The following is a 26,190-nucleotide window of genomic DNA, read 5'->3' as shown; positions in this document are numbered from 1 at the left end:
GCTGTTACGGCAGCCTTGGTGAGAGCCACCAAGCTACCGCGTCGCCCCGACATCGGGCTGGTCGGAGAGTAAGGGGCGTCAGGCCACGGTGGCGGGCGGCAGCCGCCCGGAGGGTGGCTCCGAACGGCTGCGCGGCGAAGGCCGCCGCCGGACATGAGTGAACCGTGCGAGGGCATGCCCGTCTCCGGACGCCGCATGACCGGCCCGTCGGCCGCGACGGGCTGATCCGGCGGAGCGCTACCGGGTCTCGTCCAGGGCGGGTGTGAGACGGGTCCATTCGAGGACGGCCTCGGCGGCGTTGCCGCCGGGGGTGCCGGTCACCCAGTGCGTGAGCTGCGGTCTCTCCCTGCTGTCCTGGATCACCCAGGTCGTCCCGGTGTCGGCGTCGTCGCGGAACAGGCGGGCCGTCCCGGAGCTGTCCACCCGCACCTTCCAGGTCGCGGGCCGCCCCGCCGTACTCGACGAGTAGACCTTCTCCCAGAGGGCGGAGCCCTTGCGCATGCTCCAGACGCCGCTCTTCTGGACCGTCAGCATGAGCCGCCTGGCGCCGTTGGACACCTTCACGCCGAAGCAGACGCCGCTGCCGGTGCGCGGGTCCAGCGCGCTGTCGTCGTTCACCCGGCCCCGGAACTCCAGGGTGAAGTCGCAGCCCCTGGAGACGTCGAGACCGAACGACGCGCTGCAGGATCCGGCACCGGCGCTCCTGAGGCGGAGCCCGCCGCCGGTGACCCGCGCGCCGCCGCTCAGCACCCAGCCGGCCGACGCACTGCCCGTCGTTCCGGCGGCCGCTGTATCGTCATCGTCTGCTCGGTCGCTCACCGTTTCGACGCCCGCCGCCGCTCCGGCCGTGGTCGCGCCGCCGGTGGTCCAGTCGCCCTCGGCGAGGGGGGCGTCGCCGATGGGCCGGGAGATGTCGAGCCTGGCGACCTTGATATTGGTCTGGTTGTGCTCCCAGACGACGAAGAACCGGCCCGGTTCGTATTCGTCGGCGCTGGCGTAGACGTCCCAGCCCCGCGCGGCGCCGCTCGTCAGCCGGGCGCCGTCGGCGAAGAGCCGCCCCGGCTCCCAGGGTTCGCCGGGCCGTCTGACCTTGTAGTAGAGGACCTCGCGGTACTGGTCGGGTTTGCTCGCCGAGGCGCCGGTGAAGGGCCCCGCCAGGGTGTTGAAGATCGCCAGGTAGCGGCCGGCCGTGTCCCGGGTGAAGAACGTTTTGACGTAGTAGTTGGGCAGGTTCTCGTCCAGCGTCATCGGTGACCAGGTCAGCCCGGCGTCGGTGCTGGTCGCCGTGGCGCAGTGGGCCGCGTTGGCCCGGTAGTAGGCGTCGCGTGCGGCGGCCGAGGTGCCGCCGGTCAGGTTCAGCGTCCGGGTCACCATGACCAGCGTCCCGGGGTCGTCCTGGGAGACGGCGATCTGCGGCTCCTCGATCGCCACGCCGGGCGGGTTCTCCGCGAGGCCGCCGGAGGTCCAGGTGCGGAGGTCGGCGGAGCGCAGCACGCCCGCCCTGGTCGTGGCGCCGGAGTGCCGCCAGTACGGCACCAGCCACAGGCCGCCGGATCTCACCGGTTTCCCGGCGACGACCACTCCCCGGCCGTTGTCCGGCACGTCGACGGTGACGGGGAAGTCGGTCCACGTGCGCCCGTCGTCGGTGCTCCTCCTGACCACCATCGAGGTGGGGAAGCCGTCGACGCCGCCTTCTCCGTCCCGGTCCCGGTCGATCACGATCCGGCCGAGCAGCGCGTAGAGGGTGCCCGCGTCGTTGAGGAAGATCACGTAGTGGTAGCGATGGGTGGCGGTGGCCGCGGCGAGAGTGCTCACGGTCCAGCTCTCACCGCCGTCGCCCGATCGGGCGCACATGATGGCACCCTGGTCCGTCGGTGCGGAGTCTCGTTCGTCCCGAACCCCGGCTCGCCAGCCGACCACCAGCCGCCGGTCGTCCAGGGCGACGATGTCGGGGACCCGGTTTCCCTCGTGGGCGAGCTCGCCGTCCGGCCCTGTGTCCACCTTGCCGTAGACGGTGAAGGGGAGACTGACGTCCGATCCGACCACATCGCTATCCGGCCATGACATGGATCACAGCGAACAGGTGGGAGATGGACGGGAGGTTGCCGGAGGGTGGCGCTCACGAGTCCGTCGTACGGGGTTCGGCACATCCCGGCCCATATGGAGCGGAAGGTCCTGGCGGGCGGAGCGACACCGCCATCGGTGCCGGGGGCGAAGCCACCTCTTCGTCGGTCCGCGAGGGCGAGGCCATACGGTCGTCGGTCCGCAGGGGGGTGAAGCCGTACGCTCGTCGGTCCGCGGGGGGAAGCCATGTCTTCGTCGGTCCGCGGGGGCGGGGCCATACGGTCCGCGGGGGCGGAGTTACACCGTCGTGGGTACGCGGGGGACCGGGCGATGGCCGTGGCCGCGGGAAGGCTCCGGGCTGATCCGGTCGGCGAGCCGGTGAAGGGCCCGGGCCGCCAGCCGGCGGGAGGTGCCGGGGTGTCTGGGCGTCACGCGCCGGACCTCCGCCTCGGCGATCATCTCGGTGTGCTTCTGCTGGTGGATGGCGTAGGCCTGTACGTCGTTCATCGTGGGTCTCCTTTTTGGGAGTGCGGGCGGATGAGGGGGTGTCGCCGTCCGTGTCGGGAACGCGGGCGGACGATGGAGACGTCGCCGTCCGTGTCAGGAACGCGCGCGGATGATGGAGATGTCGCCGCTCAGGGTGCGGGCGTGGATCTCGACCTGCTCTCCGCCGTCGGTCGGCTGGTCGGCCTGGTCGAGGGAGGAGCCGACACCGCCCGACATCGACGAGACGTCGAGCCACGCGTTGGTCCCCGGGACGACGCCGATCTCGACGTTGCCCGAGATGGTGTTGATGGCGACGCTTCCACGGATGACGGACTCGACGGTGACATCGGCCGAGGCGCTCTTCGCCTGGACGGAGTCACCGGCCGCCCGGATCCGGGAGCGCCCGGAGGCGGTCTGGATGGCGACGGCACCGCCGACCGTGCCGAGCTCGGACCTGCCCGAGGCGGTGGTGACCGTCGCTTCACCGTGGACGTCCCGCAGACCGACGTCTCCGGAGGCGGTTTTCACCCAGGCGTCGCCCTCGGTGACGTCACAGGTGACGTCACCGCTGGCCGCGTTGGCGGAGAGGCCGGTGCAGCAGTCGATCCACGTGTCGCCGGAGGCGCTCTTGGCCGTGACCTCGCCCAGGCGCCCGGTCATCCGGACATCCGCGGACGCGGTGGTGAAGTCCACCCGGGATCCCTCCGGCAGACCGATGAGAATCTCCAGGTTCGAGCCGGAGCTCTGTGACAGGTGCTGCTCGGGCGCCGTGACGAAGATCGTGCCGTCGAGGTGTTCGACGCGGATCTGCTCCGCGCCTTGGACGTCGGCGGATCTGGACGGGTTGGCGGGCCGTACCTCGACCACGGTGTCCTCTCGCGGCGTGGCGGTGATCCGCAGGTCGCCTGCGGGAAACCTCACCTGGAGGGCGACGGGTCCCGGAGTCTGGAATACGGGCATGGCGAACTCTCCCTTGCGGGTTGCGGGGGGACGTGCGGATTGCGGGAAGGGCGAGGGTCAGCGGGCCCAGCCGCTGATGCGCTTTCCGATGACGGGCGGGCGGGGGTCACGGGTGTCGCGGATGTCGCGAGGGGACTGCGCCAGGGCCGTGGACACCGCTCGCACGAGCCAGGCGTTGACCGAGACGCCCTCCAGGTTCGAGGCCTCCTCGATGCGGCCCTTCAGCGGCTCGGGCAGTCGCAGCGTGATGCGCGCGGTGCCCGCGTCGCCGGGGAGCGGAGGCGGCTCGGGGGGAGCGGGCGGCGTCGGCGGGAGCGGAGGAGCCGGCGCGAAGACGTCGGACGTGCTCGGCGGCGGCGTCACCACGAACTCAAGCTCGCGATTGCGGATCCGTACCTCCACGGAGCCGGGTGCGAGCTCCCTGGTGACCTCGTCGGCCGCCGCGGAGAGCGCGTCGATGAGCGTGAGGCGGACGGCGGAGTCCAGTGCCGTCGTGAGGTTCTCGACGGCGGCACGGGTTTCGGAATCGGCGACCGCCGCCGCCGCGGCCAGTGCGCGGCGGAGGTTCTCGACAAAGGGCGTGACGTCCATAGGCATTACTATGACGTCATTTTGACGTCATGGCAACCCCTGTGACGTCAAAATGGGAAAGATGGATTGAAGGGTGGATGGCGGGTATGGCTCGGAGAAGCTCCTGCCGGCCCGCCGTCCGGTGTTTCACCTCGCTCATCCGGTCCGGGCGGAACGCTCGCTCATCTGGGCCGGGAGGCGTAGGGGAGCAGGGCCATCTCGCGGGCGTTCTTGATGGCCGTGGCGAGCCGCCTCTGCTGCTGGACGGTCACCCCCGTGACGCGGCGGCTGCGGATCTTGCCGCGGTCGGAGATGAACTTCCGCAGCAGGTCGACGTCCTTGTAGTCGATGTAACTCACTCCCCGGAGGGGGTTGGCCTTCTTGCGCGGGGCGCGGAGGGATTTCACGCGGTCTCCTTGAGGTCGAGGATGTGGGCGAACGGATCGTCGTAGCCGTTCCAGGCATCGGAACCGGCGACGGACTCCTCCGGGGTGAGCAGGCAGGAGTCGAGCAGTGAGTGGATGCGGTCGCGGTCGAGCTCGGGACCGGTGAAGACCAGGTGCTGGACCCGGTCCCCGATGATCGGCGACCAGTCGAGGGAGGCGGCCATCCGGCGCGCGGGGGAGATCATCTCCCAGGCGGCCTCGGGCAGGGCGGCCAGCCAGGGACCCGCGTCCTCGACCGAGACGATCCCGGCGACGGCGTCCCAGGCGAGCATGTTCGTGTGCCGGTTGGCCAGCCAGAACCGGCCGCGGCTGCGGACCGACTCGGTGACCAGCTCGTCGACGGCCTCGAACAGGCGTCCCGGGTGCAGGGGGCGCAGCCGGTGCCACACGACCGTGCTGATCTCCCCGGTCTGGGAGTCGCAGGGCAGCTGGGCGGTGGCCGGGTCGACGCGGGCGGCGAGTTCGTCGACGCAGAGCGCGGGCCCGGTGACGGCCGGCGGGGTCTCGTGCGTGAGGGAGGCCGGGGTGGTCGGCGCGAGGTGGCCGAGCACCGCGCGGGAGAGCTCGACGTCCTCGTCGTCGCCGTCCCCCACGTGGATCAGCAGTCCGGTGGCGTACTCGATCTGCCTGGCCAGGACCTCGGCCAGGTAGCGGTCGTCGCCCGAGGCCGCCCGCCTGCCCGTCTCGGCGAGCCTGTCGCCGCGGCAGATGTCGACCGGCATGTGCTCGGCGTCCAGGGCGGTCAGTACGGCGGTCAGCCGCAGGACGCCGTGGATCTCCTCTCCGTCCAGGGCCTCGGCCACCGAGCGGGGCTCGACCGAGTCCCACAGCTCGGCGATCAGCAGCGGTGCGGTCGCCGCGTGCCGTAGCAGCTCGGGCACGAGGTCCTCGCGGACCGTGCAGGTCACGCAGCCGTGCGCCAGCCGTACCTCCGCACGGTCGATGACGCCGGAGGTGTCGCGGGTGACGCGTTCGACGCGGCCCCGGGTGACCTCGCGGAGGTCGTGGTGGATGGAAACGGCGCCCGGATGGTCCTTCAGGAGCCTGTCGACGACGGTGGTGCGGGCCTGGGCGTGCAGGCCCGCCACGAGAACGACGGGAGTGGACACGGGGGCCTCCTAGCGGGAATGTTGCAAGTATGAAAACCGTTATCGGTATCATTGCACAGCAGGCAACCCCGAGAGGAACAGATCTTGGCCGGAAACGAGCTCCGCCCCGTGGTCAAACTGCGGTCGACCGCAGGCACCGGCTACACCTACGTGACCCGTAAGAACCGGCGTAACGACCCGGAGCGGCTCACCCTCACCAAGTACGACCCGATCACCCGCCAGCACGTTCTGTTCCGAGAGGACCGATAACCCATGCAGAAGAACATCCACCCCGACTACCGCCCGGTCGTCTTCCGCGACCCGAGTGCGGACTTCGCCTTCCTGTCCCGCTCGACCGTCACGAGTGACAAGACCATCGAGTGGGAGGACGGCAACGTCTACCCGCTGGTCGACGTCGACGTCTCCTCGGCGAGCCACCCCTTCTACACCGGACGGGGCCGCGTCCTCGACACCGCCGGTCGCGTCGAGCGCTTCAAGCAGCGCTACGGAAGCCGTTGATGTCCGCCCACTGTCAGCTCACCGGGGTCGCGCCGGTTTTCGGCAACCGCATCTCGCACTCCCACCGGCGTACCCGGCGCCGGTTCGACCCCAATATCCAGTCCCGGCGGTACTGGGTGCCCACCGAAGGGCGCTCGGTACGGCTGACGCTGAGCGCCCGCGGGATCAAGACCATCGACAGGATCGGCATCGACGCCGCCATGGCCCGCATGCGGGCGCGGGGGGAAAGGGTCTGATGGCCAAGAAGAGCAAGATCGTGGCCAACGAGCGCAGGAAGATCGTCGTGGCTCGCCACGCCGGGCGCCGGGCCGAGCTCAAGGAGACCCTCAGGACCGGCACGCCGGAGGAGAAGGCGCGAGCCGCGAAGGAGCTGGGCCGTCAGCCACGCGACGCCAGCCCCACCCGTGTCCGCAACCGCGACTCCACCGACGGCCGTCCTCGCGGGCATCTGCGCAAGTTCGGGCTCTCCCGGATCCGCTTCCGCGAGATGGCCCATCGAGGCGAGCTTCCCGGCGTCACCAAGTCCAGCTGGTAGGAGCACGGCATGGCAGTTCCCAAACGGAAGACCTCCCGCAGCAACACGCGCCACCGCAGGTCCCAGTGGAAGGCGAAGGCCCCCGACCTCGTCCCGATCGTCGTGAACGGACAGCGGCTTCTCGTCCCGCGTCCGCTCATCCGCGCTTACCACCGCGGTCTCATCTGACGGCCGGGCCTTCCCGCCCATAGGCGATCCCCGCGCCCGATCATCGGGCGCGGGGATGCTCTTGTTCCGAGGTCGTGTCCCCTCGTGTTCACCCGGGTCCTCGCACCCTCGCGCGTTCCATCTCCGGCGCGCTTCCTAGACTTCCCCCGGCCGATGCGTCGTTGTCATCGGAGTTGTGGCGGACGGGGCTGAGCATATTGAGATCCACTGGGCTGGGGACCGAGAACGAGGCGACCTACCTGGCGCTGGTCCGGCAGGGGCCGGCGAACGTGGCGGAGCTGGCCGACCGGGTCGGGCTGTCGGAGGCGGACATGCTGCGGGCCGTCGACGCGCTCCAGCGAGAAGGGTTCGTGCACCGTACGCCGCCGCCGCGCGAGCTGGTCGTGCCGGTGCCGCCCGACCTCGCGGTGGAGCAGCTGCTCCAGCGGCAGGAGGAGGAGCTGGAGCGGGTGCGCGAGGCGGCGTACCGGCTGACCGCGGCGGCGTACAACCAGGCCAGCGACCGGCGGACCGAGGAGCTGATCGAGATCGTCTCCGGGCAGACGGCGGTCGGGCTGGCCTTCGACCGAGTGCAGCGGACGGCCCGGGACCAGATGCGGGAGCTGGTCGCGCCGCCGTACGCCGCGTCGGCCGAGGTGAACCGGACCCAGCTCGCCCGGCAGGCCGAGGGGGTCACCTACCGGGTCGTCTACGACAGCTCGGCACTGAGCGACGAGGTGCTGTCGGCCAGCGCGGTCAGCCATGTCCGGGCCGGTGAGCAGGCGAGGATCGTGGACGACCTGCCGACGAAACTGGCGGTCGCGGACCGGGAACTGGCACTGCTGCCCCTCGACTGGGCCACGCCGGCGCGTGACGCCGCACTGCTGGTCCACCCGTGCGGCCTGCTGGACGCGTTGGTCGCACTCTTCGAGACCGTGTGGGCCCGGGCCAGTCCATTGACGGTGACGGCCGAGGACACGCTCTCGGCGGAGGAGGCGATGTCCGCGGAGGACCGGTACCTGCTGTCACTGCTGGTGGCCGGTCTCACCGACGACGCGGCGGGGGCCCGGCTGGGTATCAGCCGGCGGACGGTCGCCCGCCGGGTCCAGCTGTTGATGGAGCGGACCAACTCGCGGTCGCGACTCCAGCTCGGCTGGCACGCCCGCGACCGTGGCTGGCTCTGACCGCGTCCGTCGCCGGGGTCCACTCCGTGGACACGGTGTCCGAGTTGGCCGTGTCAACTTTGTGCCACGGCGGATCGATGGCCGTCGGCGGCAGGGCGCGCGTCTAATGCGGGGGACCTTTGTGCAAGGCCGTATCCCCCTTTTGGAGTTCCCTTGTCCCAACTTTCGTCCCGCGGACGCAGGCTGCTCGCGGGCGGCGCCGCCCTCGCGCTGCTGACCACCGCCTGGCCGTCATCCCCGGCGGGCGCATCCTCCGCGGGCGCGGTCCCGGCCGGAGCGACTCGGGCCGCCGCCGCGGCAGCCGGTGCCCAGCCGGGCGCCAGGACCCGGACCGTCACGTTGATCACCGGTGACAGGGTCACCGCGACGACGACCGCGGACGGCCGGACCACGGCGACCGTGCGGAAGCCGACCGGTGGCCCGGCCGGCGCGCACATCATGTCCGTGGGCGAGGACACCTACGTCTACCCGGACGCGGCCATGCCGTACGTCGCCTCCGGAGTGCTCGACGAAGGCCTGTTCAACGTCAGCGACCTGCTCGCGGACGGCTACGACGACGCGCGGTCCGACCACCTGCCGCTGATCGTGTCGTACGCCGACGCCCGCAAGCAGGTGGTGCCGACCGGAGCACGCCGTACCCGCACGCTGAGCAGCATCCAGGGCGCCGCGCTGGTGGCCGACCGCAACGACCCCACCGCCTTCTGGACCTCGCTCACCGATGCGCCGGCCGCCCAGGCAGGAGGCATGGCCAAGACCCTGGGAGGCGGCATCGCCAAGGTCTGGCTCGACGGCAAGGCCCGCGTCGCGCTGGCCGATTCCACCGCGCAGATCGGGGCTCCGCAGGTCTGGCAGGGCGGCAACACCGGGCAGGGCGTGGACGTCGCCGTGCTGGACACCGGCGTCGACGCCGCCCACCCGGACCTGGCCGGCCAGATCGCCGCGAGCGCCAGCTTCGTCCCCGGGCAGGACATCACCGACCGGAACGGTCACGGCACGCACGTCGCGTCCACCGTCGCCGGGACCGGCGCGGCCGCAGGCGGCAAGGAGAAGGGCGTCGCTCCGGGAGCGTCCCTGCACATCGGCAAGGTCCTCGCCGATGACGGCAGCGGCCAGGACTCCTGGATCCTCGCCGGCATGGAGTGGGCCGCCAGGGACCAGCACGCCAAGGTGATCAACATGAGCCTCGGCGCGGGCCCGACCGACGGCAGCGACCCGCTGAGTCAGGCCGTGAACCGACTGAGCGCCGAGACCGGCGCCCTGTTTGTCATCGCCGCGGGCAACTCCGGCCCGAGCCCGTTCAGCGTGGGCGCTCCCGGCGTGGCCGACGCGGCGCTGACCGTCGGAGCCGTGGACTCCGCGGACCGGCTCGCGTCGTTCTCGAGCCGTGGCCCTCGCCTGGGCGACAACGGCCCCAAGCCCGAGCTGACCGCGCCGGGCGTCGGCATCCTCGCCGCCCGGTCCCAGTACGCCCCGGAGGGCGAGGGCTCGTACGTCGCCATGGACGGCACCTCGATGGCGACGCCGCACGTCGCCGGTGCCGCGGCACTGCTGGTCAGGACGCACCCCGACTGGACCGGTGCGCAGCTCAAGGACGCCCTGATCAGCACGACCAAACGGACCGCCCAGATCGCCCCGTACGCCGGGGGCGGCGGGCGGCTCGACATCGGCTCCGCGGTCACGAGCACCGTGTTCGCCACCGGCTCGGCGTTCCTGTTCGCCAAGTGGCCCTACCCGTCCAGCGGCCTGGTGAGCAAGGAAATCGTCTACACCAACACCGGTGCGGAGCCGGTCACGCTGGACCTGGCCGTCAGCGCACAGGGGATTCCCGACGGCCTGTTCACCCTCACGTCGTCGAAGGTGACCGTGCCCGCGCACGGCACCGCCGCGGTCGGCGTACAGGGGCGTCTGGACCTGGCCGCCGACGACGCCGGGTACAGCGCCATGCTGACCGCCACCGGGCCCGGCGGTGAGCTGCACACCCCGGTCGCCCTCAGCAAGCAGAGTGAGCGGGTCAAGCTGTCGGTCGACACCAAGGACCGCGACGGCTCGACACTGCCCGGGCTGGTCGTCCTCAAGGACGTCCGCCGCGACACGGCGCCGCAGGTGTACGAGGTCGACGAGAGCGGTCGCCTGGACCTGACCATCCGGCCGAGCACGTACTCCCTGTGGATGTACGCCGACGTACGCGGGCTCGACGGACCGCACTCGCTGGCCCGGGCCGTGCTCAGCGACCCCGAGGTCGTGCTCGGCAAGGACCGCACGCTGACCCTGGACGCCTCCACGCTGCGCAAGGTCGAGGCGATCGCTCCGCAGCCGACCGGCAACAACGGTCTGCGGATCGACCAGGAGCGCAGCTACCCCGACCTGCACCGATTCTTCGACAGCTACCAGCTCGAGTGGTGGCGCTACGACAGCGTCTGGGCGACGCCGACCAGGAAGGTGACCCAGGGGGCGTACACGGTCACCACCCGCTGGCGGCAGGAGCAGCCGGCGGTGACGCTTACCTCAGGCAAGGACTCGTGGACGCCGAAGATCCAGAGCCTCTCGCCGAAGCTGGCGGCGGGCACGCGGGCGACGTCGCTCGTGTACGTCGGCGACGGGTCGAGCGAGGACTTCCGGCGCGCCTCGGTGCGCGGCAAGATCGCGGTGGTGCTCCGCAACGACCGGGTCCCGGCCACCGAGCAGGCCATGTCCGCGACGAAGGCCGGCGCCCAGCAGTTGCTGATCGTCCACGACGGCTACGGTCCGCTGGACGCCTGGGCCGACAAGCCGCTGGAGGAGGCCGCGCAGCTGCCGGTGGCCTCGCTGGGCACGGATCAGGGCGGGCGGCTTCTCGCCGAGCTTCGCCACGGTTCCAAGACGGTGAAGCTGACCTCGCACCCGTACCCCCAGTACCTGTACGACCTGGTCCAGCACCACGACGGAGCGATCCCGAGCGATCCCGGCTACCGGCCCGGCACCCGGGACCTGGCGAGGATCGAGCAGTCGTTCCGCAACATCTGGCAGGGTGAGGCGCTGGACATCCGCTACGACCTGTCGCCCGACCTCACCTGGGCGGTGGGTCCCGCGAGCAGCACTCTGCTCGCGCAGGGCGACCACACCGTCTGGGTGACCGCCGGGCCGAAGGTGAAGTGGCTGAGCCAGTCCGCGGTATCCGGCCAGCTGTCCGAGTTCGGCTCGTCGCGGTCCTACCCGGCCCGCAGCACCACCGAGGAGACGTGGTTCGCGGGGATCCAGCGGCCGCGGTTGCTGAGCGACAACGTGATGTCGACGCCACCGTCCCGGATCGGCGACCTCATCAACGTCTTCGGGATGCCGTCCTGGGGTTCGGGTCCGCACGAGGGCACGGTGTTCGGCGACATCACCGTGAACACCTCCCTGTACCAGGGCGACAAGCTGGTCAGTGAGGGCTCCGACCTCCTGTTCGCCGAGGTGGCGCCCGACCGGCTTCCGTACCGGCTGGTCGTGGACGCCACCCGCAGCCTGCCCAAGTGGCCGTACTCGCCGCGCACCCGCACCGAGTGGGGCTTCGTCTCGGACCAGGCTCACTACGCCGAGATGGAGACCCTGCCGCTGATCCAGCTGGACTACGGAGTATCCACCGACCTCGACGGCCGGGCGCACCGGCGTACCGAGCTGTCGGTGACTCCGTCGCACCTGGGCGGCGCCGCAGGAGCGGGGCAGATCAGCAGCCTCACGCTGGAGGTCTCGTACGACGACGGCGCCGGCTGGCGCACGCTGAAGACGAGCCGCTCGGGAGGCGGCTGGCAGGTGCACCTGGACGCGCCGTCCAAGGCCCGGTACGCCAGCCTGCGGACCACGGCCCGGGACACGGCCGGCAACAGCGTCGTACAGACCGTGGAGCGTGCCTTCGGCCTTGAACTGACGCAGCAGGGGCCGGGGTGACCGGGGCGATCTCGGCCCGGGCCGGGACGCCGTCCTCGACGGTGAGCAGGCCGAGCGTGTCAGTCATGCGCTCGGCCTGTCCGGCATCGGGTGCTTCACGATCGTCCTGCGCCCCACAGGGCAAACATTCTCCGGCGCGGCACTAGCCGCAGGTGATCTCGGTGAAGGTCGGGGGCGTGGCGGCGGCGCCCACGAAACCGATGTCGGAGACGGTCGCTCCCGCCGGCAGGACGGCCTTCTCGGCGGGGGCGTGGATCATCGCGATGGGGCCGCTCTGCATGTGGGTGCCGTTCCAGGACTGGGTGAAGGTCGCTTCCTTCGGCTGGACCCACTGGATGTACCAGCCCGGCATCGGACGGCCGGTGAGATTTCTGATCGTCGCCGAGCCCCGGTAGCCGCCCGGCCAGGATTCGATCAGGGTGACCGTGGCCTTACACCTGGATCCGGATCCGGATCCGGAGGCGGCCGAAGAGGCCGTGGAGTGAGCCGGGGCGGACGGAGGGACGGAGGAGGAGGGAAGAGCAGAGGCGGCCGGAGGGGCGGAGGCCGGGGGGAGGGCGGAGCCGGACGGGTGGGCCGGGTGGGTGGCGGTGAGTGCCGCCGGATGTGTCCCGCCGTGCCGGGCCTGCGGTCCCTGGCCGACACACGCCGCCGCGATGAGAGCCACCGCCGCCCCGAGTGACACGAAGCCCAGCAGTGGCGCGATCTTCTTTCCGGACGGCACCGAGGGTTTCCTTCCGCGAGGACACGACGGGTGACATGACGGTGGTCTCGGCCGGTGCCGGGTGGGCACCGGCCGAGACCGGAGGTTCCTAGGGGCTGGTACAGGTCACGGTCGGAGACCCGCTGGTCCCCGAGGCGGTGAATCCGAATGTGGTCGAACCACCACCCGCCAAGGTCCGGTTCCAGTCGGCGTTCTTGGCGGTGATGTTGGTTCCCGACGCGGTGAAGGTGCCGTTCCACAGGCTGTTGATGGCACTACCGCTGCCGAGCGTCCACTTGGCCGTCCAGCCGTTGATGCTGGAGGAGCCGGGGTTGCTCACCGTCACCTCGGCCTGGAATCCTCCCGACCAGGAGTTGAGGGTCCGGTAGGCAGCAGTGCATCCGCCGCCGCCGGTCGGGGGCGGGGTGACGCTCGGGGTCGGGGTCGGGGTGACCGTCGGGGGCGGAGTCGGAGTCGGGGTGGTGGGCGGGGGCGTGGTGGTTCCCCCTCGGCCGAGGCCGGTCACCTGGCCGCTGCCGCCGTCGAAGACGACGTCGGAGCAGTTGTAGAACGTCTCCGTGCTGTCGGACCGCTTCCACACCGAGTAGATGATGTGGCGGCCGGACTTGCCCGAGGGCAGGGTGGCGTTCCAGTAGTAGTTGGCGTCGTTGGTGCCCGGGTTGCCGACACTCTGCGGGTGATCGGCCGTGTGGAAGGGCTGGGTCTCGAGGTCGCCCCAGGTGAGTGCCCGGTTGGGGTTCCAGCCGTCCTTGGTGATGTAGAGGTAGAACCAGCCGGGGTGGGCGGCCCATTTGTTGTATTTGAACTGGATGTTCGCCCCGGAGGTCAGGTGGGTCACCGGCCAGTTCGAGCTCGGAAGGTCGAACCCGCTGTAGCCGGGGTTGCCGCCGCTGCACGCCTGGCCGTCGGGGATGAACCCGCTGGTCCGCCCGGCGCCGTCGGACCGCAGCACGCTGAACCAGTTGTACAGGGAGTTGGCCCCGCTCTGGGCCACGGCCGCCGAGCACGCCTGATTGATGGGAACGATGTTGCCCTGTGGCGAGAGACCGTCCTGCCAGCAGAAAAAGGTCCGGCTGCCGGGCGTCATCATGGCGCCGTGCGCCGAAGCCGAATGAGGAATGAGGACGACGGCGAGCAGCGCGGTCATAAACGCGACCGCACCGGTGACAGCCATCCTTCGCCATTTTCTCACAGAATTAACTTCCCTTTCGAGGTATGACGAATCGCTGATCAATGGCAGTGAAGCGCTCACGCGAGACGGACTCTAGGTTGCTGCTCTCCGGGTGTAAACGGCACGCTTTCCGCGGGGGGCTTATCCGGGCCGTCGGCGCAGTTCAGAAAGGGTTTGACGCGATTGCGGGAGATGAAAGATTCACGGTCGGCGGGCGCCTGGATCCCCCGGTGCGGCAGGGGGAGGAGAGGGCCGTATGGAAAAGAAAAAGGACCAGCCCAAAAGGTGTCCGGGCTGGTCCTGTATGAAGTCGTCGCGGGGGTCGATCCCCGCCTTCGGCCGGGTCTACCGAGTGCTCTCCGCGGCGGCGAGTTTATCAAGCGCCGATCCGGTGATCCGGTATGTGATCCATTCATCGAGGGGCGCCGCACCGAGGGAGCGGTAGAACTCGATGGCCGGGGTGTTCCAGTTGAGAACCGCCCATTCGAACCGGCCGTAATCGCGTTCCACGCAGATGCCGGCGAGCTCGATGAGCAGTTCCTTGCCGTGCCCGCGTCCCCGGTGATCGGGGTGAACGAAGAGGTCTTCGAGATAGATTCCGTGTTTGCCGCGCCAGGTGGAATAGGAGACGAACCAGAGCGCGTACCCCGCGACCCGGTCCCCGTCGGTGGCGATGTGGCAGAACGCGGCGGGGGAGGCGCCGAACAGCGCGTCGTGGAGCTGTTCCGCCGTGGTCTCGACCTTGTCCAGGGCCTTCTCGTACTCCGCGAGTCCACGAATCATGTCGATGATCGCCGGGACGTCGTCCGGCGTTGCGGGGCGAATCATGCTCGAAGTCTAGGCACTCGGGGTCGATGGGCCGCGCAGGCGAAAGCCTCATTTGCTATGAAAAGTCCCTGGTCATGGTTATATGGCCGCAAAGGTGATGGCTGCCGTAGGTTAGCTGTTGATCGAGTGCGGATTGCTGAGGAAGGCGGATCACCATGTCGACGGAACCCACCGGTGAGCGGTTGACGGAGCTCAGGCAGGCATTCGCCGCCCTTGACACCGACGGTGACGGTTTCATCACCGAGAAGGAGTTCGCCGATCACTTCCCCGACCTGCCGGCCGACGCCGCCGGGTCGCTGAACAGGGCCGACTCCGACAACGACGGGCGCTTCTCCTTCGAGGAGTTCGTCCGGCTCGTCTCCTGACGACCCTTCGCCGTTTGACGGCGTGACGGCACGGCCCCGTTCGGTGGGGACCCGGTGAGAAGGCGGGGCCACGGAGAACGTGCGGGTGGCGGCCCGGCCATCGCCCGCACACGTGGTGCGGACGCGCTCAGCTCGAGACCTCGGCCATCCGGTATGCCAGCGCGGTACGGGTGCTCACGCCCAGCTTCTGGAAGACCCGGGCGAGATGGGTCTCCACCGTGCGGGGGCTGAGGAAGAGCCGCTCCGCGATCTGCCGGTTGGTCAGCCCCTGCGTGGCGAGTTCGGCGATCTCCCGTTCGCGGCCGGACAGTCCTGTCTCCCGCTCGGGCCGTCGTGTCCTGCGGGCGCCGGCCCGGCGCTGCTCGCGCCCGACATGGTCCGCCAGCCACGGTGCGCCGCACCCGGTGAACAGTTCCCCGGCCCTGCCGAGCTGGCGCTGCGCGGCGCGGGTGTCGCCGAGCAGCGCGGTGAGTTCCGCGAGAAGTATCCGCGCCAGGCCCTCGTCGATCGGCAGGGTCTCGGCGGCGAAGCAGTCCACCGCGTACCGGGCCGCGGCCGCCGCCGCCGGATGATCACCGCGGGCCTGCGCGATGACCGCCTTGGCGCGGGCCACGGAGCCCAGCTGGGCGCGCGGCGCGCCCCTCTCCGCGACCGCCGCCGCCCGCGCGTACCACTCCCAGCCGCCGACCAGGTCACCGCAGGCGACCTCGGCCTGCGACCGCAGCGCGTACACCGAAGGGGCGTGGGGTCCCAGCCCCTCGGGGTCGGGACTGAGCCTCGCCGCCAGCAGGTCCCGGCATCCGGCCGGGTCACCGGCGAGGAGAAGCACCTCCGCCATGGCGTGGTCGGCGATGTTCCGCCACCACACGGAGCGCAGGGTGTGCCGGTCCCGCAGATCCGTCACCAGCGGAAGGGCCTCGGCGGGGCCGGCCCGCCACAACAGCGGCCGGGACTTGAGAGCCAGGACGAAGGCGTGCATCTCCGCGCTGTCGAGATGCCGGGCGATCTCCTCCCCGTCTTCGGCGTCGGCCAGCGCCTGGGGCGCCATTCCCAGCCGGGCGTGCACGACGGACCGCACGGCGTAGAGCTGCGGCACCACGTCGTCATGCCCGTGCCGGCGGGCGATCCGCAGCCCGCGCTCCACGTGGCGGAGCGCGTCGTGATGCTCGTCCACCAGGAACTCTGCCCAGGCCAGCGGCGGCATCAGCCCCAGGTTGGCGCGGAGCTCCGGGTCGGTCAGCGCGTCGGCGCGCCGGCGCGCCTCCTCCAGCAACGTGCGGCCCTTGCCGAACCGGCACCGATACAGCTCGGCGAGTGCCAGCAGCGCGATCGAGACGACGGTGAGCCCGCTCCGGCCGCCGGACCCGGCCGACCTGAGCGCCTCGGAGGCCAGCTCCGCCCCGGTGCGCCAGTCTCCCCGCAGCATGTCGACGGCGGCGAGTTCCACCAGCAAGGCGCTCCGTACCCCGGGGCCGGGGCCGGGCGTCCTGTCCAGCTCGGAGCCGAGCAGGGCGCGGGCCTCGGGCAGACGGCCGAGTGCCCGCTCCGTGGCGCCCAGCCGTTCCAGAGCGGTGTACCGGTGCACGCCGTCACCGGTGGCGAGCTCGTGCAGGATCGTCCGTGCCTCGTTGAACCGGCCCGACAGCCTGAGCGCCTTCGCCAGCTCCAGCCGTAGCCCGGCCCGTCGTTCCGCACGCTCGGGGTCGTCGGGCAGCGCCCGCAGGGCGGCGCGCAGCCATCGGGCCGCGGTCGTGGGGGCGATGTCCACGGAGTTCAGCGCGGCCGCGGCGAGCAGGTCGGCCCCGGTGGCATCGCCCGGCCGTACCCCGTGCCGCAGGTGCTCGGCGCGTAGCGACAGCGGCGCGCCCTGCCGGGCCAGGTGGTCGGCCGCGCGGCGATGGGCGGCGATCCGCCAGGACGGCCCCGCCATGCGGTACGCGGCGGCTCGGATCAGGGGGTGGCGAAACCGCAATCGCCCGTCGGTGACGCGTAACACGTCTCGTGCCACGAGCCCGTCCAGCGCCACCCGGACGTCGTCCTCCGGCATCTCGGCGATGGACGCGACCAGTGCCGGATCGAGCGCGTCGGCGGTGATGGAAGCGGCCTGGACCACCGTGGCCGGAGCCGTTCCGAGCGTTTCGAGCTCTCTGGCGATCAGGGCGTCGAGCTCCGTCCGCCCGCCGTCCTCGCCCCCCGGCGCGTTGCGCAGCTCGTTGACCGTACGCTCGGGCAGCCGGCTCAGGATCTCCAGGTAGAGCGGGTTGCCCCTGCCGATCTCGTACAGGCGGCGCCGGTAGGCGGGCCGCCTCCCGGGCAGCAGCGATTCGGCGTCGTCCGGTGACAGCGGCCCCAGGGACATCCGCGTCACCGGGGCGGGGGAGCTCGCCAGCGAACGCTCCAGCACCGGTGGCAGGAGACCCGCGAGGGAGGTGAGGACGGTGACGGTAGCCCGGGGCGGATGCCGTACCAGATGGTCGATCAGCTCGGCGGACGCCGCGTCGGCCCAGTGCACGTCGTCGAGCAGGAGCAGCAGGCCGGACGGCAGGGCCCGGGCCTCCAGCAGGGCACGGGCCCGGCGGTGCGCCCTGTGCCGCTCCACGCCGATGATCTGGTCACCGTCCTGGACCGACGGGGTGCGCGCGACGAGCCTGACCCGCAGCCAGTCGGCGTACGCGGCCAGCTCCGGATGGCTCCCGGCGTCGTCCAGGGCGTCCAGGACCAGTGCCCACGGCGCACCGCCCGCCATCTCCGCGGCCCGGCCCGAGAGCACCGGGACGCCGTCGGCCGCCGCGGCGGCGGCGAACGCGGACAGGAGCCGGGATTTGCCGATGCCCGGCTCTCCGTTCACCACCACGAAGGCCGATCGTCCGCCGGCCAGCAGTTTCCGCAGCTGCGTCAGTTCGGCGCCGCGGCCGGGCAGGACGTCGGACGTCCTGCCGATCCGGCCCGCGGCGGATCTGCCCGGGCCGGTCGGCCGGGCCGTGAGCGAGCGCACGTCCATGGCTCAGGTCTCCATATGTGACGGGGAGGGGAGATGGCCGTCCCGCCGCGCACGGAGCGGGGCGGGTTACTCGCCGGATCGGAGGGCGCGCATGCGGCCGACCGGCGGGGGGTCGTCCTGGATGGCCGAGGTATCCGGGGAGGGGAGTCCGTACATCTCGTACAGGCGGCGGCGCACGCGTTCCAGGGGGTACTGGTCCTGGTAGACGGAGGCCTTGAAGATGACGCCCTCCAGGACGCTGCGGAGCATCACCTCTTCGAGGGCCGGATCGGCCGCGCCACGGGCCGCGAACATCTCGCGCAGCCCGTCCTCGAGGCGACGCACTGCGTCTTCCTTCCTGGCCTCCGCCTGTGCGAAGAGTGGGTGCGTGGAGGGATGGATCACCAGGCTGAGGGTCATCTGCTGCACGGGCAGGGACTGGGCCACCGTGAGCAGGACGCCGTCGATGATGGCGGCCAGCCGCTCGTCGGGCGTGCCCGTCACGTCCAGGATGGCGGTCACGCTGTCGATGTAACGATCCAGAAGGTTGTCCACGAGATTCTGCTTGCCTGGGAAGTAGTAGGTGATCAGACCGCGAGAGACTCCGGCACGGGTGGTGATGTCGGAGATCGTGGCATTGTGGTAGCCCTTCTCGCTGAAGACCTCCAGCGCGGCGGAGAGGATCCTCTCCCTTGACTGCTCGCGCATCACTTCGTTGGCCTGCGCTGATCGTGGCGACACTCTTACCCACCTCACTGGCTCGCGTCATGGCTCGTACGAGGCGAGAGCCGCCCTGAAGCCATTCTTGCGTGCAGCACCCGGGCGGGGGCTCAGTGGCGAGTAGCCAGCCATAAACCTTCTTTCCAGTTGACGGACGCGATCGGGGAGCCATCGATGATGCAGTGTTGACTGTACAGCCATCCAGCCAAAAAACGATCAAATCCAATGATCGGGAAAGTGAATTTCACCGCCGGACCGGACGGAGCGCCCTCATCGGGCCTCATGGGATCTGGGGTTCTCAACGGTCCTTGGCGGAGCGCACTCGTCGGCCTTGCGGGATCCGGAGACTTCTACCGGATCCGGCGGCGCCCGCCGGAGGCAGAGCGCGGGCGAGACGGGGCGGAGGCTGGACGAGGCGCGGGGTGGACGGGCGGGTCGGTGGCGACGCCGCCGCCGAACCCGGGTTCAAGGATCCCATCATCGGTGCGGATCCTTGAAGCCGTGATCCTAGAGCGTCAACGGCGGTGTCAGGACGCCATCAGGCGCATGTTCGGCAGGGGTTCGGCGGTCCGTGCGCCGGTCAGGTCGGAGCTGACGGCGAACTTGGCGAGCAGTCCGGTGGCCCTCAACACCATGCAGACGGCCTGAGACGGTGCGAGCAGTCGCAGTGTGCCACCGCGCTGTGCGGCTCTGCGCAGGGTGGAGATCAGAACGGCCACGCCGCTGGTGTCCATGAGGGTCACCCGCGACAGGTCGAGGAGCAGGCGGCTGCCCGGACGGTCCAGGGCGGAGAGAAGGTGCTCGCGGAGTGTGTGGGCCGAGAAGATGTCGATCTCTCCGGCGACGCGGCAGATCGTCCAGTCGAGTCTGTTTTCCATGGAAAGGTCCATCAGGACCTCCAATCAATGGACGGAGACCACCGGCTGAAACCAGCCGTTACCTGCGCGTCCGTTAGGGCGAGTCGAGCCGACAGACCAGGCTTTCCACCGAATCTCGACCGAGCGGTTCTCGTCCACAAGGTCCGGGGTGCCGTTGCTGGCTGACTGCTTTGACTACATAGTGTACATCCTGATTACGCAGTGTACAACGCGGCCATGATCCAGTAACGTCACCGACACGCCGGTATTCTCCCTCGGCGGTCGCGGCGACCTTGGAATGGGGGCGTCCCCGAGGTTCGCCGGGGGCGGCGCCGGAGCCGGGGAGGAGCCCGAAGGCGGGAACGGGATCGGGGCCGGAGGCGGGGCGGGACACGGCCCGTCGAGCCCGCCTGGAGACTCACTGGAGAGCCGAGATGCTCCGATCGGAGACCGCCCGCAGCGACTGGCCGAGATCGGAGTCGATGGGGAACGCCCCCCTCAGCTTGGTCACCTCCAGCAGGCGGTCGAGGAACCCGTGAACACCGGCGAGGCGCAGCCAGCCGTTCCGTTCGTAGGCGCGACGCAGGGTTGCCAAAAGCACCCATATACCCGTGGAGTCGCAAAAATCCAGATCCGTTGCGTCGATGATGAGACAGACGCGGCCCCGCTCCATCAACTCCGTGAGATCTTCCTCCAGCTGCGGAACCGAGAGTTTGTCCAGATCGCCCACGAGGGAAACCACTGAAAACCGGGGGTGATCTCTCACGATGACGGAAAGTCGGTTCATGCTTCCCCGCTGTCTACGGTGACGGAAAGCCGAATCATGATGCTTCGCTGTCTACCGCTGTTGTGGAGACAGCGCCCGTACGGGAGCGCGCAAGGACGGAAATCATTACCACCGTACGCCTGCGGCTCGCGACAGTTCAACGGGTGATGCGAACCGTCGGCGGGCAGATATTCGCGGCTTGACTCCGTGGTCCGGAGGAGCGACGGACGGTGACGGCACCGCCCCGCGGGCCCGTTTGCCCGCCGCCGCCGGGGGCACGCGGAAGCCATGGGAACCACTGGTCCGGCGGTGCTCACCGTCAACGCGGGGTCATCGAGCCTTCAGCTCCATCTCGTCCGGGACGGCCGGGTCCTGGGCACCGAGCACAGCGAGCGGAGCCCCGATCCCGAGGCGGCGGAGCAGGCCGTCTCCGCCTTCCTCGACACCGCGCCGGAATGTGACGTCGTGGCGGTCGGCCATCGCCTCGTGCACGGGGGTGAGGCCGTACGGAGGCCGACGGTCGCCGACGACGGGGTGCTGGCCGCGGTGCGTGAGTACGCGGATCTCGCCCCGCTGCACGTGCCGCCCGCGCTCGCGCTCGTCGACGCCGCGCGAAGGCGACTGCCCGGCGTCCCGCACGTGCTCTGCCCGGACACCGCCTTCCACGTCACCCTTCCCGAGAGCGCCGCGACCTACGCGCTGCCGTCGGAGTGGAGACGCCGGTACGGCCTGCGCCGCTACGGCTTTCACGGACTGTCCTACACCTGGGCGCTGGGGCGGACGGCGGAGCTTCTGGGACGGTCCGCCGCGTCCCTGCAGGTCGTCCTCACCCATCTCGGCGGAGGTTCCTCGGTGTGCGCGGTCCGTCAGGGCCGCAGTGTGGACACCTCGATGGGTTTCACCCCGCTGGAGGGGGTGCCCATGAGCAAGCGGTCGGGCAGCGTGGACCCCGGCATGCTGCTGTGGCTGTTGTCCGGCTCCCGGCTCTCGATCGAGGAGCTGCGCGAGGGGCTGGAGCATCGGTCGGGGCTGCTCGGGCTGTCGGACGGCAGGTCGGGTGATACGAGAGAGCTGGTGGCCGCCGGTGACCCCGCCTCCGCGCTGGCGCTGGAGGTGTTCGTCCACCGGGTGAGCCGGGAGATCGCCGCCGCCGCGACCAGCCTGGGACGGCTGGACGCGCTGGTGTTCACCGGGGAGATCGGCTGGGACCAGCCGGAGGTTCGTGACGCCGTCTGCCGCAGGCTCGCGCTTCTCGGGGTCGAACCTCCCGTTCGCGCCGATCTCGACACCGACGGGACGATCAGCGCGCCGGGCGCGATCGTGCCCGTGCTGACCGTCCGGCCGCGCGAGGAACTGCAGCTCGCCCGTGACACGCTCGGCGCGCTCGGCCGCCCTCCCGAGAACCCGGTGCCCTCCTGAGAACCCGGTGAAGGACAGGGCGTGACGGTCGCGCCGCCGCGAACCGTGAACCGTGAACACGACTCGGATCGGGGATCCCGCCGGAGCCCGTGCCCCGGAGACGGGTCAGCTCGGAGCCTGTGCCCCCGGGGGCGAGGAGGGGGGAGGCCGCCCCTCACGGATGGTGATTCGTGGAGACGGCGGATTCTGCCCTACGAGGCCGACATCCGGGTTCCGTTCGAGGACATCCCGTTCGCGGGCCTGGGCGCGGCCGTTCGCCGTACCGCCTTCTTGATGGCGGATGCCGCGCCGTTCTCGACCGAGGAGTGCTCAATGACGATCGGGTTGAGACGGCCGCCGTGCTCGTCGTGGTGATCGGCGTCGGCGTCGTCGAACCACACGCCCCCGTCCGCCAGATAGCGGAAGAGGATGGGTTCCTGCGACGGGACGGTGAGACTCACCTGGTACGTGCCGTTGTTCTTACGCTCCATCGGGTGGGCGTAGGGGTCCCAGTTGTTGAAATTGCCGACCAGGGAAATTCCGCCCATAGGCTGGTCGTTCGGTACGGTGAAGGTGATTTTGACCTGCCCGTCTTTCGTGGGCTTGCCGCGCTTGATCACTGAAATCCTCCTGACATGACTGCCTCCATGGATAGCTCGCCGTGATCTTGTTGACGGAAAGACGTGAAGATCACGCCAACTGCCCGAATCACGCCCTCCACGACGGGTCGCGATCGGGAGGCCGACGTCCGGTCACGGCCGAGCCGTCGATCGATCCACAGGGATCGTTACCGTCAGCTACGGCGGGACAACCCGGGCAAACCAACTTTTGATCAGTAGTACGTCCGACCTTGACCAGGTTGTGATCATTAACGGGTTCAAGGCGAGAAGCGAGAGCCTTTCAGCGGAAGTGTGATGGGGTCGGCCACATGGTCGCCGTCCGCCAAAATGGTGGGGTGGACGTACGGCCGATCTCCCCGTCGCTGCTGGTCGAGGAACTCGCCGACCGGATAGCCTCCGCGCCCCGGGAGTCCTGGGTGCGGGTCGCGTTCGATGGCGCGCCGGCGGCGCGACCCGACGATCTCGCGGACGCGCTGGCGGGCCCGCTCCGTCTCCGTGGCCGCGAGGTTCTCCGGGTGTCCGCGGACGACTTCCTGCGCCCGGCGTCGCTGCGTTTCGAGTACGGCAAGACCGATCCGGACGCCTTCTACACGGACTGGCTCGACTCCGGAGCCCTGATGCGCGAGGTCCTGGGGCCGCTTGACCCCGGCCGGTCGGGAAAGATCCTGCCCACGCTGTGGGACAGCGCCGTCGACAGGGCCACTCGCGCGCCCTATGTCACCCTGCCCGAGGGCGGAGTCCTCCTGCTGGACGGATTCCTGCTGCTCGGACGGGGGCTTCCGTTCGACCTGACCGTGCATCTGCGGCTCTCACCGGGCGCGCTCGCCCGGCGGACCGCCGAGGAGCAGCGGTGGACGCTGCCCGCCTACGCGCGATACGAGGAGGAGGTCGCACCCGCGAGCGTCGCCGACGTGGTCGTCAGGGTCGACGACCTGAGACATCCGGCGGTGGTCACCCGGCGGTGAGGGTGAGCCGGATCCCGGGGGCGAGAGCGGACACCTGCCGGGACTCTGGCGGCGAGGCGGCCGGATCTCGGGGGCGGGGGAGTGGATGCCCGCACGCGAGACGGGACGCGTCCCGGCGGACACGTCCCGTCAGTGACCGTCTGGTGCCTACACTCCGGCGCGCGACGGCATTCTGCCCTCGCTGTAGGACTCGCTGAGCGTCTCCTGCTCCATGGACCGCTTGTCCGTGTGGGTCTCCTCGATCCGCAGCGCGATTCCCACCGCGAAGAAGGTCGGCGCCCACTGGCCGATGAAGATCCCCCACCGGTCCGCTCGATCCCTACCGGCGTCCTCCAACGTCTCCGAGGTCAGCCATGACGCGACCGACAGGCCGATCGACGCGAGGCCGGCCATGTACATGGCGTTCGACCTCACGCCCATTTTGTGAAGCATGTTGATCATTTCATCCCCCCGATGATGGTTCGTTCTTATCGTTACCCTCGCGATCTGCCACGTAACCGGATGAGACGGACCGGGGGTGGTCGCGTCCGACCTGGTGAAAGGGTGCGCTCACTCCTCCCCGAGGCGCTTGAGAAGCTCCTCCCGCCGGGCCTCCAGCTCGGCGGCACGGGCCTCCCGCTCATCGGCCATGTTGATCAACGTTGATCGCTCGACGGCATCCGTCGGACCGATGTCGCCGACCTGGCCGCGCAGCTCGGCGGCTTCGGCGCGCAGTCTCGTCAGGTCCTCGTCAATCTCCTGGAGTTCTTCCCGAGTACTCATCCGGGGTCCATACCCCTGCCTTCGACCTCGACTCCAGGCGTTCGGCCACATCTGCCGGAACCGAACCGGTCCGGCCGGTGTAACTCCCGCATGAGACGAATCCCGCTGCTCCTGATGATCATCGTTCCTCTGCTGGCCCTCGCGGCGCCGGCGCGGGCGGGTGGCTGGGCGGTCACCTTCATGGACCCGGCTCCGACCGGAATGCGCCCCAACACGACCTACACGCTCGGCTTCTGGCTGCTCCAGCACGGCACGCACCCCTACGAGGGCGCCAACCTGGGCGAGGTCGGGCTGGAGTTCACCAGCGGAAAGAAGCGCGTCCTGTTTTCCGGCGTGCGGCTGAAGGAACCGGCCCACTACGCCGCGGCGATCTCCCTGCCCCCGGGCACCTGGCAGGTGAAGGGCGTCCAGGGCTGGTTCTCGCCCTACGAGATCGGCACCCTTGCCCTGCCGGGAGACCTGAGACTCGCCCCCGTTCCGGAAGACCTCAAGCAGGCGATCGCCGCACAGGCGCCGCAGCAGAACTACTGGGGCGAGATCCGCCCGCCGGGCTTCCCCCAGGGCACCGCCACTCCCCAGCCCGTCACGCCGCCGTCCGCGACCCCCCAGCCCGCCGCCGCCCCGTCGGCGCCCCTTGGGACGACCACGGTCGCGGTCGTGGAGGCGGACTCCTGGTGGCGCCCGCCGTACACGCCGGTGGCGCTGCTGGGGCTCGTCCTCCTCGCGGTCATGGCCTACCGGCTGCGGCGGCGCTGACCGCGTGAACGGCTCCCGCCGTGTCTCCGGACCCGTCCGGAGACTCGGCGCCGAGTGAGCGTGCGGCGGAGCCGGAGGTCCGGCGCTGAACCCGGCACGTCGGCAGTGCGTATCTCCGCCTGAACGCGAGCTCAGAGGAGAACCATGAACAACGTCACGGCCTCCGTGAGGACTCTCCGCCCCGCCGCCGCCTCGTGCCCGTCGTGGTGCGAGCGCGAGCATTCCACCACCTACGTCACCCACACGGCCGATGTCGCCGAGCTGGAGAACGCCGATGGATCCACCGTGGTGATCACGCTCTCCCAGCACCTGCAGCCGGGCTACGTCGGAGAGCGGGTCGTACGGGTCTACACCTGCATGGGCGGGGAGTCCACCATCGCGGACCTGCCGCCGCACTCGGCCGAGGCCCTCGGGCGCTCGATCGTCGCCTTCTCGCCGGACGAGTCCATGCGCGCGTACGGCCTGGCCCTGCGGAGGGCCGCCGCCCACCTGCTGCTTCCCGGGCTGGCCCGGCCCCGGACCGAGGAGGACGTGCCCGCGACCCGGTTGGGCGACGGCCCCGGTCCCGCCACCGCCGAGTCGCACTCGCAGGAGAAGCTGTTCCGGATAGCGTTCCTGTCCGGCTATCTCAACGTGACGAAGGCCCCGCCGATCCTGGACGGGGGCGTCGTCGAACACCGGCTCAGCCAGGTCCTGTCGCCGAGGGAGACGGGCGAGCTCTGCGACATCGTGCGGGGAATGCTGACCCGCCGCGCGGGCTCCGCCGGGGCGGCCGAGGAAATATCCAGTCAGAACGGACGGGCGGTGAACCGATGAGAGCGGCCGGCCGTACCTCGAGGATGTTGACACATTCACGCCAGGCCGGTGTCGCACGGAACCTCCGGGCGATCACCGTGGTGACTCTCGCCCTCTCGTTCTCCCTCGCCTGCAGCGGAAACCAGGACCCCGGCGCACCAGAAGCCGCCGGGAACGTGATCCCAGCGGCCGCGCCGTCCGGCCCACCGCCCACCGTCGAGGAGCTGGCGGACAAGGTGGACTGCAAGCCCGACATCCAGGTCGACGCCGTCGACATGCGGCAGGGGCACTGCAAGACCCCCGTCGGCGAGTTCTTCGTGACGACCTTCATCACGCAGAGCGGCAAGGACCAGTGGATGGACGCGGCGCCGGAGTACAACCCCCACCTCGTCGGCAACCTCTGGACCGTGCTCGGGAGCCGGAAGGTGCTGGACGAGCTGCGCAAGGAACTCGGCGGCGACCTGCACCTGAAGGACCACCGGATGACCCCCGCCCCGACCCCGGCGCCCGCCGGGTGACGGGCGCCGATCGAAGTGACCGGGGCGAGCCACCCGGCGCCCGGAACGGCGAGCACGCCG

At 70.3% G+C, this 26,190-nt stretch carries 29 protein-coding genes; 13 read left to right on the top strand and 16 right to left on the bottom strand.

The annotated features are described in order from the left end of the window. Nucleotides 1–237: 237 nt before the first annotated feature. The 6 genes from CHC08_RS04210 to CHC08_RS04185 form a co-directional block, all read right to left on the bottom strand. Nucleotides 238–2,067 (bottom strand): sialidase family protein, encoded by a 1,830-nt coding sequence (locus CHC08_RS04210; RefSeq protein WP_089205821.1) that lies wholly within the window; start codon nucleotides 2,065–2,067, stop codon nucleotides 238–240. Between the two features lie 294 nt (nucleotides 2,068–2,361). After that, on the bottom strand, nucleotides 2,362–2,571 hold the full coding sequence (locus CHC08_RS04205) for a hypothetical protein (RefSeq protein ID WP_089205820.1): 210 nt from the start codon (nucleotides 2,569–2,571) through the stop codon (nucleotides 2,362–2,364). Between the two features lie 93 nt (nucleotides 2,572–2,664). Then, a complete protein-coding gene (locus tag CHC08_RS04200) occupies nucleotides 2,665–3,510 on the bottom strand; it encodes a DUF4097 family beta strand repeat-containing protein (RefSeq protein WP_089205819.1) in 846 nt (281 codons plus the stop codon). Between the two features lie 57 nt (nucleotides 3,511–3,567). Continuing rightward, a complete protein-coding gene (locus tag CHC08_RS04195; protein ID WP_245878112.1) occupies nucleotides 3,568–4,101 on the bottom strand; it encodes a hypothetical protein in 534 nt (177 codons plus the stop codon). A gap of 161 nt (nucleotides 4,102–4,262) precedes the next feature. Next, a complete protein-coding gene (gene rpsR / locus CHC08_RS04190) occupies nucleotides 4,263–4,487 on the bottom strand; it encodes a 30S ribosomal protein S18 (RefSeq protein ID WP_089205817.1) in 225 nt (74 codons plus the stop codon). Further along, a complete protein-coding gene (locus CHC08_RS04185) occupies nucleotides 4,484–5,635 on the bottom strand; it encodes a CobW family GTP-binding protein (protein WP_089205816.1) in 1,152 nt (383 codons plus the stop codon). The genes rpsR and CHC08_RS04185 overlap by 4 nt, the downstream gene beginning before the upstream one ends. Before the next feature lie 84 nt (nucleotides 5,636–5,719). Between CHC08_RS04185 and rpmG the strand changes: the two genes are divergently transcribed. The 7 genes from rpmG (at nucleotide 5,720) to CHC08_RS04150 (ending at nucleotide 11,905) form a co-directional block, all read left to right on the top strand. Then, entirely contained in the window at nucleotides 5,720–5,884 is a 165-nt protein-coding gene (gene rpmG / locus CHC08_RS04180) for a 50S ribosomal protein L33 (protein ID WP_089205815.1), read from the top strand. Nucleotides 5,885–5,887: 3 nt separating this feature from the next. Continuing rightward, nucleotides 5,888–6,133 (top strand): type B 50S ribosomal protein L31, encoded by a 246-nt coding sequence (locus CHC08_RS04175; RefSeq protein WP_089205814.1) that lies wholly within the window; start codon nucleotides 5,888–5,890, stop codon nucleotides 6,131–6,133. Next, nucleotides 6,133–6,369, top strand: coding sequence for a 50S ribosomal protein L28 (gene rpmB / locus CHC08_RS04170; RefSeq protein ID WP_089205813.1), 237 nt, complete (start codon nucleotides 6,133–6,135; stop codon nucleotides 6,367–6,369). The genes CHC08_RS04175 and rpmB overlap by 1 nt, the downstream gene beginning before the upstream one ends. Further along, nucleotides 6,369–6,668 carry a 30S ribosomal protein S14 gene (gene rpsN, locus CHC08_RS04165; RefSeq protein ID WP_089205812.1) on the top strand — a complete coding sequence of 100 codons (300 nt, stop codon included), beginning with the start codon at nucleotides 6,369–6,371 and terminating at the stop codon, nucleotides 6,666–6,668. Before rpmB ends, rpsN begins: the two co-directional genes overlap by 1 nt. A gap of 9 nt (nucleotides 6,669–6,677) precedes the next feature. Next, complete coding sequence (rpmF, locus tag CHC08_RS04160; RefSeq protein ID WP_089205811.1) at nucleotides 6,678–6,836, top strand: 50S ribosomal protein L32; 159 nt, start codon at nucleotides 6,678–6,680, stop codon at nucleotides 6,834–6,836. Between the two features lie 197 nt (nucleotides 6,837–7,033). Further along, nucleotides 7,034–7,999: a helix-turn-helix domain-containing protein gene (locus CHC08_RS04155; RefSeq protein ID WP_218825119.1), complete on the top strand. Its 966-nt coding sequence runs from the start codon at nucleotides 7,034–7,036 to the stop codon at nucleotides 7,997–7,999. A 153-nt stretch (nucleotides 8,000–8,152) separates the two neighbouring features. Beyond that, nucleotides 8,153–11,905, top strand: a complete 3,753-nt coding sequence (locus CHC08_RS04150) for a S8 family peptidase (RefSeq protein ID WP_089205810.1) — start codon at nucleotides 8,153–8,155, stop codon at nucleotides 11,903–11,905. A gap of 142 nt (nucleotides 11,906–12,047) precedes the next feature. Here the strand turns inward: CHC08_RS04150 and CHC08_RS04145 are convergent, their stop codons facing one another. The 3 genes from CHC08_RS04145 to CHC08_RS04135 all read right to left on the bottom strand — a co-directional run bounded on the left by CHC08_RS04145 (nucleotide 12,048) and on the right by CHC08_RS04135 (nucleotide 14,628). After that, nucleotides 12,048–12,629: a cellulose binding domain-containing protein gene (locus CHC08_RS04145; RefSeq protein ID WP_179281876.1), complete on the bottom strand. Its 582-nt coding sequence runs from the start codon at nucleotides 12,627–12,629 to the stop codon at nucleotides 12,048–12,050. A gap of 88 nt (nucleotides 12,630–12,717) precedes the next feature. Continuing rightward, a complete protein-coding gene (locus CHC08_RS04140) occupies nucleotides 12,718–13,803 on the bottom strand; it encodes a lytic polysaccharide monooxygenase auxiliary activity family 9 protein (RefSeq protein WP_089205808.1) in 1,086 nt (361 codons plus the stop codon). A gap of 342 nt (nucleotides 13,804–14,145) precedes the next feature. Beyond that, a complete protein-coding gene (locus CHC08_RS04135; protein ID WP_089205807.1) occupies nucleotides 14,146–14,628 on the bottom strand; it encodes a GNAT family N-acetyltransferase in 483 nt (160 codons plus the stop codon). A 155-nt stretch (nucleotides 14,629–14,783) separates the two neighbouring features. Between CHC08_RS04135 and CHC08_RS04130 the strand changes: the two genes are divergently transcribed. Continuing rightward, nucleotides 14,784–14,993, top strand: a complete 210-nt coding sequence (locus tag CHC08_RS04130; protein WP_089205806.1) for an EF-hand domain-containing protein — start codon at nucleotides 14,784–14,786, stop codon at nucleotides 14,991–14,993. A 127-nt stretch (nucleotides 14,994–15,120) separates the two neighbouring features. Here the strand turns inward: CHC08_RS04130 and CHC08_RS04125 are convergent, their stop codons facing one another. The 4 genes from CHC08_RS04125 to CHC08_RS04110 all read right to left on the bottom strand — a co-directional run bounded on the left by CHC08_RS04125 (nucleotide 15,121) and on the right by CHC08_RS04110 (nucleotide 20,337). Then, a complete protein-coding gene (locus CHC08_RS04125) occupies nucleotides 15,121–17,994 on the bottom strand; it encodes an ATP-binding protein (protein WP_089205805.1) in 2,874 nt (957 codons plus the stop codon). Nucleotides 17,995–18,060: 66 nt separating this feature from the next. Beyond that, nucleotides 18,061–18,714 carry a TetR/AcrR family transcriptional regulator gene (locus CHC08_RS04120; RefSeq protein WP_218825117.1) on the bottom strand — a complete coding sequence of 218 codons (654 nt, stop codon included), beginning with the start codon at nucleotides 18,712–18,714 and terminating at the stop codon, nucleotides 18,061–18,063. Nucleotides 18,715–19,220: 506 nt separating this feature from the next. Beyond that, nucleotides 19,221–19,571: an STAS domain-containing protein gene (locus CHC08_RS04115; RefSeq protein ID WP_179281875.1), complete on the bottom strand. Its 351-nt coding sequence runs from the start codon at nucleotides 19,569–19,571 to the stop codon at nucleotides 19,221–19,223. 397 nt (nucleotides 19,572–19,968) lie between these two features. Beyond that, entirely contained in the window at nucleotides 19,969–20,337 is a 369-nt protein-coding gene (locus tag CHC08_RS04110) for an STAS domain-containing protein (protein ID WP_089205802.1), read from the bottom strand. Between the two features lie 267 nt (nucleotides 20,338–20,604). Here CHC08_RS04110 and CHC08_RS04105 point away from each other — a divergent pair, with 267 nt between their 5' ends. Continuing rightward, nucleotides 20,605–21,735, top strand: a complete 1,131-nt coding sequence (locus tag CHC08_RS04105; RefSeq protein WP_089205801.1) for an acetate/propionate family kinase — start codon at nucleotides 20,605–20,607, stop codon at nucleotides 21,733–21,735. A gap of 191 nt (nucleotides 21,736–21,926) precedes the next feature. Here CHC08_RS04105 and CHC08_RS04100 read toward each other — a convergent pair whose 3' ends face one another. After that, entirely contained in the window at nucleotides 21,927–22,334 is a 408-nt protein-coding gene (locus CHC08_RS04100; protein ID WP_089205800.1) for an isoamylase early set domain-containing protein, read from the bottom strand. Nucleotides 22,335–22,669: 335 nt separating this feature from the next. Here CHC08_RS04100 and CHC08_RS04095 point away from each other — a divergent pair, with 335 nt between their 5' ends. Next, nucleotides 22,670–23,299 (top strand): nucleoside/nucleotide kinase family protein, encoded by a 630-nt coding sequence (locus tag CHC08_RS04095; RefSeq protein ID WP_089205995.1) that lies wholly within the window; start codon nucleotides 22,670–22,672, stop codon nucleotides 23,297–23,299. Between the two features lie 147 nt (nucleotides 23,300–23,446). Here CHC08_RS04095 and CHC08_RS04090 read toward each other — a convergent pair whose 3' ends face one another. Continuing rightward, nucleotides 23,447–23,719, bottom strand: a complete 273-nt coding sequence (locus CHC08_RS04090; RefSeq protein ID WP_245878110.1) for a hypothetical protein — start codon at nucleotides 23,717–23,719, stop codon at nucleotides 23,447–23,449. Between the two features lie 129 nt (nucleotides 23,720–23,848). Beyond that, nucleotides 23,849–24,061, bottom strand: a complete 213-nt coding sequence (locus tag CHC08_RS04085) for a hypothetical protein (RefSeq protein WP_089205798.1) — start codon at nucleotides 24,059–24,061, stop codon at nucleotides 23,849–23,851. Nucleotides 24,062–24,151: 90 nt separating this feature from the next. Between CHC08_RS04085 and CHC08_RS04080 the strand changes: the two genes are divergently transcribed. The 3 genes from CHC08_RS04080 to CHC08_RS04070 all read left to right on the top strand — a co-directional run bounded on the left by CHC08_RS04080 (nucleotide 24,152) and on the right by CHC08_RS04070 (nucleotide 26,130). After that, nucleotides 24,152–24,817 (top strand): hypothetical protein, encoded by a 666-nt coding sequence (locus CHC08_RS04080; protein ID WP_089205797.1) that lies wholly within the window; start codon nucleotides 24,152–24,154, stop codon nucleotides 24,815–24,817. 144 nt (nucleotides 24,818–24,961) lie between these two features. Continuing rightward, entirely contained in the window at nucleotides 24,962–25,633 is a 672-nt protein-coding gene (locus tag CHC08_RS04075; RefSeq protein WP_089205796.1) for a hypothetical protein, read from the top strand. 23 nt (nucleotides 25,634–25,656) lie between these two features. After that, the gene (locus CHC08_RS04070) at nucleotides 25,657–26,130 is read left to right on the top strand and encodes a hypothetical protein (protein ID WP_218825116.1); all 474 of its coding nucleotides are present in this window, start codon (nucleotides 25,657–25,659) and stop codon (nucleotides 26,128–26,130) included. Nucleotides 26,131–26,190 lie beyond the last annotated feature (60 nt).

The sequence above is a fragment of the Streptosporangium subroseum genome, assembly GCF_900188345.1.
Classification (GTDB): Bacteria; Actinomycetota; Actinomycetes; order Streptosporangiales; family Streptosporangiaceae; genus Streptosporangium; species Streptosporangium subroseum.
This window is presented reverse-complemented; position numbering and strand designations above follow the sequence as displayed.

Excerpts from the sequence above, each read along its gene's own strand:
- CHC08_RS04210 (WP_089205821.1), bottom strand. The coding sequence starts at position 2,067 with ATGTCATGGCCGGATAGCGATGTGGTCGGATCGGACGTCAGTCTCCCC.
- CHC08_RS04205 (WP_089205820.1), bottom strand. The coding sequence starts at position 2,571 with ATGAACGACGTACAGGCCTACGCCATCCACCAGCAGAAGCACACCGAG.
- CHC08_RS04200 (WP_089205819.1), bottom strand. The coding sequence starts at position 3,510 with ATGCCCGTATTCCAGACTCCGGGACCCGTCGCCCTCCAGGTGAGGTTT.
- CHC08_RS04195 (WP_245878112.1), bottom strand. The coding sequence starts at position 4,101 with ATGGACGTCACGCCCTTTGTCGAGAACCTCCGCCGCGCACTGGCCGCG.
- CHC08_RS04175 (WP_089205814.1), top strand. The coding sequence starts at position 5,888 with ATGCAGAAGAACATCCACCCCGACTACCGCCCGGTCGTCTTCCGCGAC.
- rpmB (WP_089205813.1), top strand. The coding sequence starts at position 6,133 with ATGTCCGCCCACTGTCAGCTCACCGGGGTCGCGCCGGTTTTCGGCAAC.
- rpsN (WP_089205812.1), top strand. The coding sequence starts at position 6,369 with ATGGCCAAGAAGAGCAAGATCGTGGCCAACGAGCGCAGGAAGATCGTC.
- rpmF (WP_089205811.1), top strand. The coding sequence starts at position 6,678 with ATGGCAGTTCCCAAACGGAAGACCTCCCGCAGCAACACGCGCCACCGC.
- CHC08_RS04140 (WP_089205808.1), bottom strand. The coding sequence starts at position 13,803 with ATGGCTGTCACCGGTGCGGTCGCGTTTATGACCGCGCTGCTCGCCGTC.
- CHC08_RS04135 (WP_089205807.1), bottom strand. The coding sequence starts at position 14,628 with ATGATTCGCCCCGCAACGCCGGACGACGTCCCGGCGATCATCGACATG.
- CHC08_RS04130 (WP_089205806.1), top strand. The coding sequence starts at position 14,784 with ATGTCGACGGAACCCACCGGTGAGCGGTTGACGGAGCTCAGGCAGGCA.
- CHC08_RS04125 (WP_089205805.1), bottom strand. The coding sequence starts at position 17,994 with ATGGACGTGCGCTCGCTCACGGCCCGGCCGACCGGCCCGGGCAGATCC.
- CHC08_RS04115 (WP_179281875.1), bottom strand. The coding sequence starts at position 19,571 with ATGGAAAACAGACTCGACTGGACGATCTGCCGCGTCGCCGGAGAGATC.
- CHC08_RS04110 (WP_089205802.1), bottom strand. The coding sequence starts at position 20,337 with ATGAACCGACTTTCCGTCATCGTGAGAGATCACCCCCGGTTTTCAGTG.
- CHC08_RS04105 (WP_089205801.1), top strand. The coding sequence starts at position 20,605 with ATGGGAACCACTGGTCCGGCGGTGCTCACCGTCAACGCGGGGTCATCG.
- CHC08_RS04090 (WP_245878110.1), bottom strand. The coding sequence starts at position 23,719 with ATGGGCGTGAGGTCGAACGCCATGTACATGGCCGGCCTCGCGTCGATC.
- CHC08_RS04085 (WP_089205798.1), bottom strand. The coding sequence starts at position 24,061 with ATGAGTACTCGGGAAGAACTCCAGGAGATTGACGAGGACCTGACGAGA.
- CHC08_RS04080 (WP_089205797.1), top strand. The coding sequence starts at position 24,152 with ATGAGACGAATCCCGCTGCTCCTGATGATCATCGTTCCTCTGCTGGCC.
- CHC08_RS04075 (WP_089205796.1), top strand. The coding sequence starts at position 24,962 with ATGAACAACGTCACGGCCTCCGTGAGGACTCTCCGCCCCGCCGCCGCC.
- CHC08_RS04070 (WP_218825116.1), top strand. The coding sequence starts at position 25,657 with ATGTTGACACATTCACGCCAGGCCGGTGTCGCACGGAACCTCCGGGCG.